At 52.4% G+C, this 14,717-nt stretch carries 14 protein-coding genes and 1 other RNA gene; 2 read left to right on the forward strand and 13 right to left on the reverse strand.

Features of this window, described 5'->3' with window-relative positions; translation table 11 throughout:
* Window positions 1-7: 7 nt before the first annotated feature.
* Together IPK01_01370 and def are read left to right on the forward strand one after the other, a co-directional pair.
* A complete protein-coding gene (locus tag IPK01_01370) occupies window positions 8-205 on the forward strand; it encodes a hypothetical protein (protein ID MBK7932148.1) in 198 nt (65 codons plus the stop codon).
* Between the two features lie 2 nt (window positions 206-207).
* The gene (gene def / locus IPK01_01375; GenBank protein MBK7932149.1) at window positions 208-699 is read left to right on the forward strand and encodes a peptide deformylase; all 492 of its coding nucleotides are present in this window, start codon (window positions 208-210) and stop codon (window positions 697-699) included.
* Between the two features lie 72 nt (window positions 700-771).
* On the opposite strand, the gene trmB is transcribed toward def, so the two are convergent.
* From trmB to IPK01_01440, 13 genes are all read right to left on the reverse strand, one after another.
* Complete coding sequence (gene trmB / locus IPK01_01380; GenBank protein ID MBK7932150.1) at window positions 772-1,401, reverse strand: tRNA (guanosine(46)-N7)-methyltransferase TrmB; 630 nt, start codon at window positions 1,399-1,401, stop codon at window positions 772-774.
* Window positions 1,402-1,404: 3 nt separating this feature from the next.
* Complete coding sequence (locus tag IPK01_01385; GenBank protein MBK7932151.1) at window positions 1,405-2,145, reverse strand: rhomboid family intramembrane serine protease; 741 nt, start codon at window positions 2,143-2,145, stop codon at window positions 1,405-1,407.
* 5 nt (window positions 2,146-2,150) lie between these two features.
* Window positions 2,151-2,906, reverse strand: a complete 756-nt coding sequence (fabG, locus tag IPK01_01390) for a 3-oxoacyl-[acyl-carrier-protein] reductase (protein ID MBK7932152.1) — start codon at window positions 2,904-2,906, stop codon at window positions 2,151-2,153.
* Between the two features lie 3 nt (window positions 2,907-2,909).
* Window positions 2,910-3,632, reverse strand: coding sequence for a ribonuclease PH (gene rph, locus IPK01_01395; GenBank protein ID MBK7932153.1), 723 nt, complete (start codon window positions 3,630-3,632; stop codon window positions 2,910-2,912).
* Window positions 3,633-3,709: 77 nt separating this feature from the next.
* Window positions 3,710-4,606: a glutamate racemase gene (locus tag IPK01_01400; protein MBK7932154.1), complete on the reverse strand. Its 897-nt coding sequence runs from the start codon at window positions 4,604-4,606 to the stop codon at window positions 3,710-3,712.
* 79 nt (window positions 4,607-4,685) lie between these two features.
* On the reverse strand, window positions 4,686-5,876 hold the full coding sequence (locus IPK01_01405; protein MBK7932155.1) for a hypothetical protein: 1,191 nt from the start codon (window positions 5,874-5,876) through the stop codon (window positions 4,686-4,688).
* A gap of 83 nt (window positions 5,877-5,959) precedes the next feature.
* Window positions 5,960-6,333: a transfer-messenger RNA gene (gene ssrA, locus IPK01_01410) on the reverse strand.
* Between the two features lie 135 nt (window positions 6,334-6,468).
* Window positions 6,469-7,194 (reverse strand): lipid-binding SYLF domain-containing protein, encoded by a 726-nt coding sequence (locus tag IPK01_01415; protein ID MBK7932156.1) that lies wholly within the window; start codon window positions 7,192-7,194, stop codon window positions 6,469-6,471.
* A gap of 158 nt (window positions 7,195-7,352) precedes the next feature.
* On the reverse strand, window positions 7,353-8,738 hold the full coding sequence (locus IPK01_01420) for an amidophosphoribosyltransferase (GenBank protein MBK7932157.1): 1,386 nt from the start codon (window positions 8,736-8,738) through the stop codon (window positions 7,353-7,355).
* A gap of 107 nt (window positions 8,739-8,845) precedes the next feature.
* Window positions 8,846-11,125: an FdhF/YdeP family oxidoreductase gene (locus IPK01_01425; protein MBK7932158.1), complete on the reverse strand. Its 2,280-nt coding sequence runs from the start codon at window positions 11,123-11,125 to the stop codon at window positions 8,846-8,848.
* Window positions 11,126-11,152: 27 nt separating this feature from the next.
* Complete coding sequence (gene fdhD / locus IPK01_01430) at window positions 11,153-12,022, reverse strand: formate dehydrogenase accessory sulfurtransferase FdhD (protein ID MBK7932159.1); 870 nt, start codon at window positions 12,020-12,022, stop codon at window positions 11,153-11,155.
* A gap of 101 nt (window positions 12,023-12,123) precedes the next feature.
* Window positions 12,124-13,452: a fumarylacetoacetase gene (gene fahA, locus IPK01_01435; GenBank protein MBK7932160.1), complete on the reverse strand. Its 1,329-nt coding sequence runs from the start codon at window positions 13,450-13,452 to the stop codon at window positions 12,124-12,126.
* Between the two features lie 79 nt (window positions 13,453-13,531).
* Entirely contained in the window at window positions 13,532-14,449 is a 918-nt protein-coding gene (locus tag IPK01_01440; protein ID MBK7932161.1) for a hypothetical protein, read from the reverse strand.
* Window positions 14,450-14,717 lie beyond the last annotated feature (268 nt).

Raw genomic sequence — 14,717 nt, forward strand, 5'->3', positions numbered from 1 at the left:
CGCCTCAATGGACCCGAAAACAGAAGATAAGCCGCTAACACGCTGCTCTGAGTGCGACCGCGAGGTCGGCCATTACAATACATTCATCTCACCTACGAACGAAGAACGTGCCGTCTGCTGGGAATGCCTTGCTCGTGAAGAGAAAGGTTTTAATGCTATACGAGGTTTTGCTCGTATGTCGCGCCGCGGCGTGATACCCAGATAGCAATGGCCGTCAGAAAGATCACAGAATATCCCGAAGAAGTACTAGGGAAGCTCGGACAGCCGGTAAGGCAATTTGACGCTGACCTCGCCGAATTGTGTGCCGATATGTACGACACCATGTACGAAGCCGAAGGCGTCGGCCTCGCCGCACCGCAGATCGGGCTAAATTTGCGTCTTTTTGTGATGGACTGCGACGGTATTAAGCTGATCGCCGCGAACCCGGAGATCGTTCATACCGAAGGCGAGCAATCCAGCCAGGAAGGCTGCCTTTCGCTCGGAAAGGTCCCCGCCGTCGTCGTCCGCCCAATGAAAGCCCGTCTCAGGGCACAGGACGAAAAGGGCGATTGGTTCGAACGAGAAGCCGAGGGCTACGCCGCCCGCGCATTTCTTCACGAGACCGACCACTGCGACGGCAAACTCTTCATCGACCGCCTTCCGAAAATGCGTCGCGATATGGTAGTCAAACGATTTAAGAAAGAGAAAAATTGGAAATAGGGCAAAAACCTCGGCCGCTGGGACTTTGTTCTTAGATCTCGTCGAATTCAACGCCGAAGCTTGGCACGCTCCCTACCGGACGTTCTTTTGCCAATATGCTCGATAGACAGGCAGATCCTTGTCTTCGACAGCCCTTTCACGTTCGGTCTTTACCGGAAACGGATTCGAATCAATTGGCGTCTCGGTCAATCGTGATTCGGCTCGAATTAACTCGAACATTTCTTCGGCCAAAAATTCGATATCGGTCTGAACGAACAGGCGTCCGCCGGATGCGAGTTTCCTTACGACCGCGTCGATCAGCTCAGCGTTCACCATTCGCCGCTTCGCGTGCCTCTTTTTGAACCAGGGATCGGGAAATTGGATCGTAACCATCTGCAATATGCCGTCCGGAATGTCTGAAAGCAATGATCCGAGGAAAAGCATCGCGTTGCAAAATGCGTATTGGAGGTTCTTTAGACCCGCTTCGGCGGCAAGGCGATTCCCCTCTTCGACCAGCGGTTCGCGGATCTCGACGCCGAGGAAATTCCACGCTGGCTCAGTCTCGGCCATCCGCAAAATGAATCGCCCGCGAGCGCATCCGATATCGAGATGAAGCGGCCGCGTCGGATCGGCAAAAACGCCTGCAAGATCGACCGGGGTTGGCTCTTGCCGATAAAAGGGACTTAGCGGATTGACATGCTGATGAACGCGGACGCGGGCCATAACTTACACGATATGCAGGATGAGAAGGATCGCAAAACCGCAGCTCGCGATATAAACGGCAAGTGAAGCAAAGCCTGCGATCTCGGCAGCCGAGCCGGCTTTTCGAGGGTCTGCATGCGGGTCAGTTGGAACTTGGAACAAAGCATATATTGCCCCAGTTATTAGTCCGCCAATGTGGCCAAAATTATCTATAACGTCGTATAGCACCAGCCCGAACACCAGAATAAAACCAATATTGAAGAGCAAATTCTTTCGAAATTCAGGCGTGATAAACTGCCGTCGGCGAAAGGCATATACCGCCAGATATCCGATCAGACCGACAATTCCGCCTGACGCTCCGACCGATACACCGTTTGGTGTGAATATTAAACTTAACAGTCCGCCGCCGACAGCTGACAACAAGAATACTGCCGCGAGATGGGCCTTGTTGGACAGCATTTCAAATATCTTTCCGAAACTGTAGAATGCATATGCATTCATCAGAATATGTGCCGCGCTTCCATGTGTTGCTGCTCCGGTCAGGATCAACCAATATTGATGCCCGTCCAGGAACGAACGTTTGTCAAAACCGGCCGCATGGATCGAGGCTTCGAGTCCTGTACTGAACTGGACAAGAGCAACGACCACGATCGCGCCGACAAGAATTAACGTGTAATACGGCGGAGTTGGCGTCTCTACCGGCTCGTGATCTTGTTCCTCGGAGATCTCACTTTCTGCATCCTCGGTTTGATAGGTAAATGACATTTGGATCACATCGCAAGCCCACCGTCGGGCTGGATGACCTGGCCGGTTATATAGGCCGCAGACGGTGAAAGCAAGAAGCATGCGATCTCAGCGACTTCCTGAACGTTGCCTAGACGGCCGAGCGGTATCATTGCAAGGATCTTGTTGCGATAGTCTTCGTTCATTTCTGACGCCATATCGGTCTCGATCAGGCCGAGGGCAAGAGCATTGACCGTGATCTTACGGCTGGCGATCTCCTTTGCCATCGATTTGGTCAGGCCTATCATTCCGGCTTTCGAAGCCGAATAGTTTGATTGCCCAAGCATGCCGATCACTCCGGAGATCGATGAAATATTGAGGATCGAACCGCCCCGCTCGTTTCGCATTAACGGCCGAAGTACCGCTTTTGAAAAGTTCCACGCGCCTTTAAGATTAGTGTCAATGACGGCATCCCAATCTTCTTCCTTCATACGCAAAACCAATTGATCGCGGGTGATTCCGGCATTATTAACGAGATAATCAATGCCGCCAAAATGGTCGTTGACCTGATTGGCGAACTCTGCAGCAGCGACCGTACTCGCAACATCGCATTGAGCACAAAATACCTTTACGCCCAGAACTTCGACCTCTGCCTTCAGCTTTTCGGCCTCATCAGCGCTCTTGGAAAAGTTGAACGCCACATTCGCACCGCGACGTGCCAATTCCATTACAATTGCCTTTCCGATCCCACGGGTCCCGCCCGTAACGATCGCCGATCTTCCTTCAAATTGCCCTTCGTTCATAACTTATGCCGCCAACGCGATCCGCTGGATCTCAAATAGTCTGTTAACGCCGATCTCCGCTAAAACGAGCATTTCGTCCATCTGGTCGCGTGAGAATGGCTCCTTTTCAGCTGTTCCCTGTAATTCGATAAATTTGCCGCTGCCGGTACAGACAACGTTCATATCGACGTCAGCGGTCGAATCTTCGGCATAGGCGAGATCTAGGATGGATGTCCCTTCGATAATTCCTACGCTGACCGCTGCGACCTCGCTGAGTATCGGACTTGTACGGATAATTCCTTGTTTGACCAGCTTTCGGCAAGCCAACGCGAGAGCAACATATGCACCGGTGATCGACGCACAGCGGGTTCCGCCGTCAGCCTGAATGACGTCGCAATCTAGATAGATCTGACGCTCACCCAGCAATTTCGGATCGACGACCGCACGCAAACTTCGTCCGATCAGGCGTTGAATTTCCTGAGTGCGTCCCGACGGCCCGTTTTTCGTTTCACGCTGCGTTCGCGTATTGGTCGCTCGCGGCAGCATCGAATACTCAGCCGTTACCCAACCGATACCCTTGTTCCGCATAAACATTGGAACCCGGTCCTCGACCGATGCCGTGCAGATCACTTTCGTCCCGCCAACTTCGATCAATGCCGACCCTTCGGCATACGGCGAAATATTCGGCGTGACCTTGGTATTGCGTATCTGGTCGAGGTCTCGTTTGTCTGGTCTTTGGTATGTCATATTCTTGGCGGAATCCCGCACGGTAGTAAAGGTGTTCCAACTGCTTAAAGCCGCTCCATTGCCGAGCGGCACACTTCCTACCGGTCGTGCTCCTGCCTTAATTCATCCACCCCGTAAACTTCGATAGCTTCGAGCTTCGACGGTTTTATTCCCAAAAATCGCTCGGCGACCCGGCCGAAACGGTCAGCGGCATCGGTAACGTAGAAATGGTCGAGGTCGTCGCAAAGCTGACGTTTCCCGACAACTTCATTCGGATTCGCAAGATCTTTCTCCAACAAAAGTGCCGCTACCTCTTCCGCGGTCGCCTCACCCGAATCCACAAGTTTAACATTTTCGCCTACTGTTTGCTGGATGACATCTCGAAGGATCGGATAATGGGTGCATCCGAGAACGAGGGCGTCCGGCTTGAATTCGTTCATCTTTGCTAAATATTTCGCTGCGATCGAAAACGTCTCCGGCTCGCTCGTCCAATTCTCTTCGGCCAACGGCACGAATAACGGACAGCCCGCCTGATAGACCTCGGCCGTGTCAGAAGCACGACGGATCGCCTCAAGGTAAGCGTTGCTAGCGACCGTGGCTTCGGTCGCGATAACGCCGATACGCGCATTTGCTTTTTCCTTCGTCAGTTCAACAGCCTTTCGACCGCCCGGGCCGATCACTCCGACGACCTCGAGCCCGATCGATTCTCGAATTTTCGGCAAGGCGAGAGCGGATGCCGTGTTGCAGGCAACGACAAGCATCTTGATACCGCGTGAAGCGAGAAACTGTGAATTCTCGATCGCATACCGCTCGACCGTTGCCATAGATTTGGTTCCATACGGTACTCGGGCAGTGTCGCCGAGGTATATGAAATGCTCGTTCGGCAGTAAATTGTGCAATGCCCGATAGACCGTCAGTCCACCGACGCCTGAATCGAAGATGCCGATCGGCATTGTCTTATTTGCTGCACTATTATTTTGTTTTTCGTCGTTCATCGAACAAGGGGGCACAAGCAATGAGGATAACTTTTCGATCGAGTGAATCCAAGATAAGAGATCAAAATTATGTCGGACATTACGCTTTTCGCTGACGCAATATTAGTAAGACTGCAATTCCGAGGACACCAACGACTGCCGTGATAAAGATCGGATCACTCATTATTTCGTTGATCCTGGAGTATCCGCTGATTTCGGCATTTGGTTGGTCGGACTTGGGCCGGCCTGCCGCCAACATCCGGAGCTCGGCATTCTGCAGCATCCCTCTCACCTTTTCGACCGCTTCCTTTTCAACAACGCTTCGAGCGATGCCGCTCATCATACCGTCGAGTGCGTCAGATCGTGAACGATCGGTAAATATCAGATATCCGCCCGGATCGTTCACACCTGAACTGATCAACATTGTGAACGAAAGCGATGCGTCCAGATACCGGCTCGCATAAATCTGTTTGTTTGCAACAATAAACCGCGACAGGCCATTCTGCGAAACATCGAACGCAACAGTGTGCGTGATCGTTATCGCCGGTTTCAGGCCGAAATCGACCGTTGACCAGTGCATCTCACTTTCGGCTCTGGCCACTTGTTTTTTGGGAAATTCCCCAAAGTAGCCATAGATCTCCGGTGAAATATCCTTGATCATAAGTGAACTTGCGAGCAGCGACCTATGCGCGTCAGCGAGGTCAACGATCTCTCTTCGGTTGGCATATTGCCCCAGAGTTCCATCACCGTTTGAAGTATAGCCGCGAACGTATTGCAGCAACATTTCGCGAAACAACACCGTTGCCCGCTCCTTGTGATCAGCAGCATTCCAGTCAACTTCGGCACCCAGCCTCCTGATCATCTCTGCCGACATATTCATGTCGCAATCGCCGACCGAGCATTTCTTTAAGACCTTATAGTCCTTATCTTCAAGTTCGAGGCCCTGGAGATCATCTGCGGCCGGCGGCACGCTGAATCTGCCGCCGCCTTTCATCGCCCTATTACTTCGCTGCGTCAAACTAGCTCGAAACTCTTCCATCGGCACGGCAGAAATGTCCTTTAAACGCACCGCGCCAAAAACCGAAACGATTTGTTTGTCGTTGGTCGGGATCGCTTTGACCACGATCTTTCCTTCGTCCAATTCCTTCAGATCGGATGGCTGAAACGTCGCCTTTTCGATTAGGACCTCGCGAATACGGTCATTCGGCGTCTGCGCCTGTAAACCTATCGCAAAAGCTCCAACAAAGAGGAGCGTGATCAAAACACGTGAGTTCAAACCGATTCGTTTCATATGAAAGCCGTCGGCTAATTATACGGATTTTATTTTCACATGAAAATGCCCGGCCGACGCGACCGGGCAAATAGGAAAAATGATGGTGGAGGCGGCGGGAATCGAACCCGCATCCAAAGGTTGCGACCAGTGAAATCTACACGCTTAGTCGTGTTCACTTGATATTTCGCATTTCGAGAGCAGATGAACCGACAAGACCTCTCAACAAGCTAACCCGACTAACTTTAAGATACGTTCGCAGGTGGAGAACGCTTCCGAGCCTGAAATGAGTTATGCCTTATTCGGTCGCATCAGGCGGACTTCCGATAAGACACTTCTGGTTTAGAGTTAACTAAGCAGCAAGAGCTAATTCTTGATTAGCATTTGTTTTTTGTATAGTTTTTTTAACGAGCTAACCACACAAGCCCGACGTGCATTCAAAGATCTAAACAAGCCCCTGTCGAAGCCTGTCGCCCCCCCCCATTCTCTTCGAAACGATCCGACCTAACGGACCGATTCGGAGAATAGCAAGTGTACGACAATCAGATGCAATTAGAAAGTCGCCGGTTCGCCGCTTTTCGCAGCCGCATACCGACGGCTATGGCAAACAGCCCTACTTAGCGTAACGCGCTATCGTTTCTTGAAAGCCCTTGGTCGCTGCCGGGATCGATACGAGCGAAACTTTATTATCGCCGGTCAACAGTTCCTTTGCATTAAAGCCGTAAAGTGCTTGATTGCGGTCGTTATCCGAGCTAATCACAGCTCCTGTCAGCGAAACTCCCGCGAATAGCCCTTTGCTTCGGGAATAGGAGAGAATTTGCGCCTGAAGTTGTGCGTCAGTCGACGCTTTTGCGGTACGGCCAACCGGCCCTGCGGCTGCTGAGGCCTCACCTCCGATCTCAAATTGGTCCTCAAGTAAATTCTTGAGACTGTTCTCGGTCATAAAGAGCAGCACATAATCGGTCGAAGACCCGCCGATCTGAAAACCAACGCTGCCGCTCGCGATCTTGAACGCCGTCGGTGCACTCCAGCCGCTCTTCAGCCGACGCGAGATCAGTCCTTGTCCGCCGCTGCCGCCTATTCCGAATGCCGCCTTTAATACGCCCGGAAACACTGCGATTGCCTTTGCGTCTTTTAAGAGGGCTTCAGGTATTGACTTTGCCTGAATACGCATCAGTTCATCGAGCGTTTTCGAAGCTTTTTTGGCCGTTTCGCCAGCTTTCTTTATCTGTTTCGCCTTTTCCTTATCGCTCATTTGAGCCACTGCGGTTTGGCTTGTCATGATCATCAGAGATATCAGTCCGAGTAAAAATAGAAATGTCCTAAATCGTATTCTCATTATATCCTCCTTGAAAGGTAACTGCATTGATGAAACATCCGGCCGAGAACAACTCTGCCAAGTATTAGATGTTGAAATTTCAACGTCCCAATTTGAGCGTATTCCTATTGTCGGGAGGTGTCAATGGTCAATTATTTGAGTCACTTTTAGTGTTTATATCAGGCAGCTTTGCCATTCGCGATGAGTGTCGGATATTTACCGGTCCAGCACGCTGAACAGGTCGAGCTTGTTTCGAGGCCGACCGATTCGAGCATACCGTTGAGCGAGAGGTAGCCGAGACTGTCGGCACCGATGTATTGACACGTTTCCTCGACCGTCATACGCGATGCGATCAGGTCCTTTCGGCGGGGCGTATCGACGCCGTAATAGCACGAATGAGCCGTCGGCGGACAAGAGATACGCATATGTACCTCCTCAGCCCCTGCGTCGCGGACCATCTCGACGATCTTTTTTGATGTTGTACCGCGGACGATCGAATCATCGACCAAAATGATACGTCGGCCGTTGATCAGGTCTTTGATCGGATTGAGCTTTAACCGAACACCGAACGAACGGATCGATTGGGTTGGTTCGATAAATGTACGTCCGACATAATGATTGCGAATTATCGCCTGACGAAAATTGATGCCCGATTCGCGAGCATACCCGATCGCAGCCGCCACACCTGAGTCGGGAACGGGAACTACAAGATCCGCTTCGACCGGATGTTCTATCGCGAGCTGTTTGCCCATCTTATGCCGCGATTCATTGACCGAACGTCCAAATATGGTCGAATCAGGCCGCGAAAAATAGACATGTTCGAAAGTACAGACCGAAACCGGCCGCTGTTCGAGCGGTTTCGACGAATGCAATCCGTCAGCATCGACGATCAACATCTCGCCCGGCTCGATCTCACGAACGTATTCCGCATCGATCAGATCAAATGCGCATGTTTCGCTGGCGACGCACCACGAATCCTGAACTTTGCCGAGAACAAGCGGCCGGAAGCCGCGGGGATCTCGAACCGCGATCAACTGCTTCGGTGTCAAAAACAAGAGCGAAAAAGCCCCGTCCGTATCGTACAACACCGTTTTGATCGCATCGACCGCGTCTTTCGCGGGTGTTCGGGCAATACCGTGGAGTATGGTCTCTGTATCAGATGTCGATGAGAAAATAGCTCCGGCCTTTTCGAGTTCCTCACGTTTTTGAGCAGCGAACGGGAGGTTCCCGTTATGGCAAACAGCGATCTTTCCGTGCTGGCACGTGACCGAAAACGGCTGGACCTCGTCGATCGTATTCTTGCCGGAGGTCGAATATCGCGTGTGCCCGATCGCACTTGTACCTTTGAGTGTCGAAAGAACATCAGGATTCAAAACATCCGCGACCAAGCCGATCGAGCGATGCTGCAGCAATTCACCGCCATCGGCCGTTACGATTCCGCACGCTTCCTGCCCCCGATGCTGCAAGGCAAAAAGCCCGAGCTGCGTCAGCGTCGAGGCTTCTGCGTGACCGAAGATGCCGAATATTCCGCACTCCTCGTGCAATTTATCGAGAACGAGTTCCATTTATATTCATTTTGCCACAAAAAGAATTTAGCCACGAATTACACTACTACAACGAATGATATTTTTGGATTTTATTCGTCAACTTCGTGTAATTCGCGGCAAAAGCCCTATTTTGACGCCCGAACTGAGATAACAACACACTTCGAAGTCGGTGTGAAGCTGCGTTTCGCGACACTTTTCAGCGGGATCAGCGGATTTGCCTCAGGAAAATACGCCGCCGCACAATCGACCGGTATTTCGTAAGGCACCACAGCGAACCCCGAGACACACCTTTCGACATCCTCAAAATGACTCGTAATGTCAACCAACTGCCCTGGCCTGAGTCCGCGGGCAGCGATGTCGGCCTCATTCATAAAGATCACGCGGCGATCACCATCGATTCCGCGATAGCGGTCATCGAGTCCGTAGATCGTCGTATTAAATTGATCGTGGGAACGGATCGTCGTTAAAAACAACTTGCCGGATTCGAGTTTAGTATATTCAAGTTTGCTCGGCCGAAACAGTGCCTTTCCCATCGGCGTCGGAAATTCACCGCGGCCCGGCGGATTTGGCATATAAAATCCGCCGTCAGCTCGGATGCGCTCGTTGTAATTCTCACAGCCCGGCACAACACGCGATATCGCATCACGGATCAGATCGTAATCCGCCGCCATCGCGTCCCAATCGACGCTCGACCGGCTGCCGAGAGTAGCTTTCGCGAGATCGCATACGATACCTGTTTCGCTCCGCAAATGCTCGGAGATCGGCTCAAAGATACCTCTCGACATCTGAACGTTTAGCATCGTGCTCTCGGTTGAAACAAATTGCTCGCCGCCAGCCTGCGTATCGATCTCCGAACGGCCGAGACACGGCAGGATGAGCGATGTCTTTCCGGGCGTCAGCGCGGTGCGATTAAGTTTCGTTATGACCTGAGCCGTCAGATCGCAATTCGCCAACGCCAAGGTAACAGCCGCTGTATCAGGCGACGCGGCCGCGAAATTACCGCCCATGGCGAAAAAGACCTTTGCTCGCCCGTCTGCCATTGCTGCGATAGATTCTACAGTGTTCAGGCCATCGACGGCGGGTGCAGCGAATCCGAATTCCCTCTCCAGATTCTCGCGAAAGACCGGCGTCATCCGTTCCCAGATCCCCATCGTACGGTCGCCCTGGACGTTCGAATGCCCGCGAACCGGACAAAGACCGGTTCCGGGCTTGCCGATCGAGCCGCGAACCAGATGCAGATTGACGATGTCCTGAATGGTCGCGACCGCGTCAGTGTGCTGCGTGACACCCATCGCCCAGCATGTGATCATTTTTTTCGCGCCGAGGATCATCTCGGCGGCCTCGGTGATCTGTTCGCGAGTCAACCCCGACGCCGCGACGATGTCCGCCCATTCAACGTTATCGATCGACGCGATCACTTCGTCATAGCCCGAAGTTTTGTCAGTTATGAAACCTAGATCGAAAACTGTTCCCGGTGATTCCCGTTCGTGTTCGAGCAGTATCTTCATCAGCCCTTTGAGTACTGCCATATCGCCCCCAATGCGGACCGGCAGATGCAGATCGGCGAGTTTCGCAGGACTGAGGCCAAGTACGCCAAACAAATTGCCATGCTGCGGGTTCGGATCGACAAAGCTGGTCAGCCCGGCCTCTTTAAGCGGATTGATCGCGATCATACTTGCTCCCGCAGCCTTGGCGGCAGCAAGCGATGAGAGCATTCGCGGCGAATTAGTCCCGGGGTTTTGCCCAATTACGATCACGAGATCGGTCTCTTCAAAATCCTCGAGCCGTATCGTCGCTTTCCCCAGCCCGATCGACTCGTTCAAAGCAACACTCGTCGATTCGTGACACATGTTTGAGCAATCGGGCAGATTATTGGTACCGAATTGGCGAACGAAAAGCTGGTAGAGAAACGCTGCTTCATTTGACGTTCGGCCTGATGTGTAAAATATGGCTTCGTCGGGCGATGCGAGTGAATTGAGTTTTTCTGCTATCAGGCCGATGGCGTTATCCCACGAGATCGGCTCGTAATGCGTTCCGCCCTCGCGAAGTATCAGCGGCTCTGCGATACGGCCTTGGTTGTTGAGCCAAAAATCTTCGCATGCGGCGAGTTCTGCCACACTGTGCTCGGCAAAAAACTCGGCACCGATCTTCTTCTTCGTGCCTTCATCAGCAAGAGCCTTGGCACCGTTCTCGCAAAATTCGTTGATCGTCCGATGTTCCGGATCGGGCCACGCACACGACTGACAATCGATGCCGCCCTTCTGATTTAGCGCGAGCATTCCACGCGTGGCATGAACGGGCCCCATCTTTCCATAAAGATGTTTGAGAGCATTCGTCACGGCATGAACTCCCGCCGAAGTTTCCGGCGGCGGCGTGACGATTAGTTTTGAAGCGTCGTCTTTCATTTCCTCCAAATTAATAATTAGTAATTATTAATTGACCATCGTTATTGGAGCGTCGATCCGATGACGGCCGCAATAGATATTGAAACGCTCATCACGAACAAATCCAATCAAAGTCATCCCATACTCACGAGCCAACTCGACCGCGAGACTCGACGGTGCACCGACCGCGGCAAGTATTGGTATTCCTGCCCACAGGGCCTTTTGCACCAGTTCGAAACTCGCACGGCCGCTCACCATCAGGATCTTGTTCGACATCGGTGTCTCGCCCGACATGAATTTTCGGCCGATGACCTTGTCGAGAGCGTTATGGCGGCCAACGTCTTCGGCGATCGTGTCGACGGTGCCGTCGAGATCGAAAATGACGGACGCATGCAATCCGCCGGTCTTTTCGAACGTTGCCTGAGCGGCGAGAAGCGTCGCATTCAAACCATGAACCACTTCGGACGAAACCTGTATGTTGCTGATATCGAGTTTTCGAACTCCGGTATGCAATGCCTCGAACGAAGATTTACCGCAAACACCGCAGCTTGAAGTCGTATAGAAATTGCGCGTCAGGCGTTCGAGATCGACATCGACGCCCTCGGTGAGTTCGACGACGACGGTATTTTGTAGATCCTTGCCCTTGGCTGGAATGCCGCAACGGCGAATTGTTGCGATCTGGCTTCGATGCTCTAGAATTCCTTCCGTAAACAAAAATCCGGCCGAAAGATCCTCGTCATCGCCCGGCGTCCGCATTGTGATCGAGATCGCACGGTGTTCGATCTTGCCATTTTTCGGAAACCCAAGCCGTATCTCGAGCGGTTCCTCGATCGCCAGGACGTCGTCAAGATCGACGCACGGCTCGCCCGATGCGACACGACGAACCGCAAATTCCGAATAGGCTGGTGCTGTTTTCACTCTTGAATTTTAACAGAGCGGTTAGATAAACCACATAGGAACATAGTTCACATAGAAAAGAAAAAAACTATGTGCTCTATGTTCCTATGTGGTAAAGGATTCTAATCCGCCGGCAGAATACGACCACGGCATTCGCCGAAGCCGATTCGGCGAAAGCCTTCGCGTTCGCAGTAGCCTTTCATGATGATCTCGTCGCCGTCTTCGAGGAATCGGCGTTGTTCGCCGGATGGGAGTTCGATGGGTTCGGTGCCTCGCCACGAGAGTTCGAGCATTGAGCCGCGTTCGGACTTTTCTTTGCCGGAGATGGTGCCGGTGGCGATGAGGTCGCCGGTTTGAAGGTTGCAGCCGCCGGATGCGTGGTGCGTGAGCATTTGGCCGATCGTCCAGTAGAGGTCTTTCATGTTCGAGCGGCTTAATAAGAAAGGTTCGATGTTTTCCGCACGCATCTTCTCGGTTTGGATAAAGACCTCGAGAGTGATGTCGATGCCGCCGAACTTTTCGTTTTGCTCATCCGCAAGGTAATCGAGCGGTGCTGGATCGCCTTCTTCGCGTTCGAGCGCGGGTGTGCGGAACGGTGCGAGAGCTTCCATCGTGACGACGAAAGGCGAGATGGTCGTGGCGAAATTCTTTGCGAGAAACGGCCCGAGCGGCTGGTATTCCCACGCCTGTATGTCGCGGGCGGACCAGTCGTTGACGAGGCACAGCCCGAAGATATGCTGTTCGGCTTCGCCGATCGGGATCGACTTTCCCAACTCGTTTCCACCGCCGACGAAGAACCCGACCTCCATCTCATAATCTAGACTCTTACACGGAATAAACACCGGCGGAGCCTCCGCGTCGCTCCGGTTTTGCCCGTGCGGCCGCTTGATGTCCGTCCCCGACACCACAATGCTCGAAGCCCGCCCGTGATACCCGATCGGCACATATTTATAATTCGGCAGCAGAGGATTTTCGGGGCGAAACATCGACCCAACATTCGTCGCATGATAGATCGAGCAGTAGAAATCGGTGTAGTCGCCGATCTCAAACGGCAGTTCGGGGTCAATGCTCTTTGCCGGAACTAAACAAGCTCTAGCATCTCGAACAACGTCTGCGGGAGCACCCTCACGCAGGATCTCGAAGGCCGCATTCCTGATATCGGCAAGGACCTCGGGCCCGTATACCTCGGTCAGGAACGAGAGGTCGCACAATTCCATTTCCTGAGCGATCTCCTCGAAGTCAGAACCAAATAGTCCGGACCCGATCGCTGCGTAAAGATCGAAGATCTGATCGCCGATGGCCATTCCGAGTCGCGGCGATTCGCTGTCGCGTGACCGCCAGAACATACAAAACGGTAAATTCTGTATCGGAAAATCTGTATTCGGATCGTTGGCGGATTCGACCCAGCTTTTCAAGGAAGGGTCGTGTGTTTCGTTTATTTCGTAGGTCATAAAACAATTTAGCCACAAAATGGCACAGATGGCGCAAAAAGGAAAGAATTTATTTTGCGCTTTTTGCGCCTTCTCGCGGCTATAGAATTCCTAATTGCTGCAGATCCGCGATCGGTTCGTCGAATGAGCATGAGCCGAAGGACTGGATGCCGAGTTTGCGAAGCCGTTCGATCTGGTGGTTGCTCAGTTCGAATTCGCGACGCCATTTAACGCCGCTCGCGTCGAACTCGAATACCTCATCAAATTCCTCTTCCATCACGTCTTCGAGAAAACTGCGGCGATAGCCTTCGACGGCAAAGCCGGTCATGAGAAACAGGTTGAGAAAGCCATGCATCGTGCCTTTTTTGGCGTTCTCTTCGTACGTCAGCGGCCGGAAACAGCGGATCGGATGATGCAGCCCCGCAGTCGCCTTGAACGGCACATTCGCCCCGACGCACGCCTTTACAAACCGCACAATATCAGCCGAACGCGGAAACGCATCGGGAGTAACGCCGCCGGTTCGGATCTTAGCCCGTTGGCCGGCGAGTGAGATAGCTGAAAGCAGCTCGGGGAAATTAACATTCGGATCGATCTCAAAATATGCCTTAACGCCCTCCGGCAGCGACACCGAAACGGCCTCGATCTGATATTCGGTCACGGCCTTCATCTCGATCATGTCGCAAACGACGCCGGGACCATGCACAGCGTTAAATTCTGCAACCGTTTTTACAGTTTCAGACAGATCGTCGCCCGCGACGACCGCGACTCGCCAGGTACTTGCCGCGTCCCGAGAAATAAAATCGGACGCACACGCGTAAAATTCCTGCAGCCGCCCGACACCAACGACAAATCTGCCAAGCATCCAGTTGTAATTGCTGTTGCGGTAGGTGGCGTAGTTGATCACCGCCTCGGGCATTGACACGGCCGACGGCGGAAACAATCCGGCATAGTCGATCGCACCTGCGAGCAAAATTCTGACTGATTCCGAGACACTCGAATCCTGAGGTTGATTCTCCATTTGCGTATTTCGCGTGAGCGGCGTAAGTACTGATAATAAGAATATTGCAGGATTTTTACAACCGTCGAATGGCAGGCGATCTTGAGCGAATGACCGAGATAATTTTTACCGCAGATAAACGCAGATAGACGCGTATTTATACAAGTAATTATCGATCCTGGTCTAACGGTCTATATCTTTGTCCATCTGCGTCCATCTGCGGTTAATTTCCTTTCTTTGCTCTTTACTTGCGTTTCGATAAAATTTTGAAGTATCTTGTCTAAATTGA

Source organism: Acidobacteriota bacterium, from assembly GCA_016713675.1.
Classification (GTDB): Bacteria; Acidobacteriota; Blastocatellia; order Pyrinomonadales; family Pyrinomonadaceae; genus OLB17.

Bases quoted from the DNA above. Each gene is read 5' to 3' on its own strand.
- IPK01_01370 (MBK7932148.1), top strand. From the start codon at position 8: ATGGACCCGAAAACAGAAGATAAGCCGCTAACACGCTGCTCTGAGTGC.
- IPK01_01420 (MBK7932157.1), bottom strand. From the start codon at position 8,738: ATGGAACTCGTTCTCGATAAATTGCACGAGGAGTGCGGAATATTCGGC.
- def (MBK7932149.1), top strand. From the start codon at position 208: ATGGCCGTCAGAAAGATCACAGAATATCCCGAAGAAGTACTAGGGAAG.
- fahA (MBK7932160.1), bottom strand. From the start codon at position 13,452: ATGACCTACGAAATAAACGAAACACACGACCCTTCCTTGAAAAGCTGG.
- fabG (MBK7932152.1), bottom strand. From the start codon at position 2,906: ATGAACGAAGGGCAATTTGAAGGAAGATCGGCGATCGTTACGGGCGGG.
- IPK01_01405 (MBK7932155.1), bottom strand. From the start codon at position 5,876: ATGAAACGAATCGGTTTGAACTCACGTGTTTTGATCACGCTCCTCTTT.
- trmB (MBK7932150.1), bottom strand. From the start codon at position 1,401: ATGGCCCGCGTCCGCGTTCATCAGCATGTCAATCCGCTAAGTCCCTTT.
- rph (MBK7932153.1), bottom strand. From the start codon at position 3,632: ATGACATACCAAAGACCAGACAAACGAGACCTCGACCAGATACGCAAT.
- IPK01_01415 (MBK7932156.1), bottom strand. From the start codon at position 7,194: ATGAGAATACGATTTAGGACATTTCTATTTTTACTCGGACTGATATCT.
- IPK01_01425 (MBK7932158.1), bottom strand. From the start codon at position 11,125: ATGAAAGACGACGCTTCAAAACTAATCGTCACGCCGCCGCCGGAAACT.
- IPK01_01440 (MBK7932161.1), bottom strand. From the start codon at position 14,449: ATGGAGAATCAACCTCAGGATTCGAGTGTCTCGGAATCAGTCAGAATT.
- IPK01_01385 (MBK7932151.1), bottom strand. From the start codon at position 2,145: ATGTCATTTACCTATCAAACCGAGGATGCAGAAAGTGAGATCTCCGAG.
- IPK01_01400 (MBK7932154.1), bottom strand. From the start codon at position 4,606: ATGAACGACGAAAAACAAAATAATAGTGCAGCAAATAAGACAATGCCG.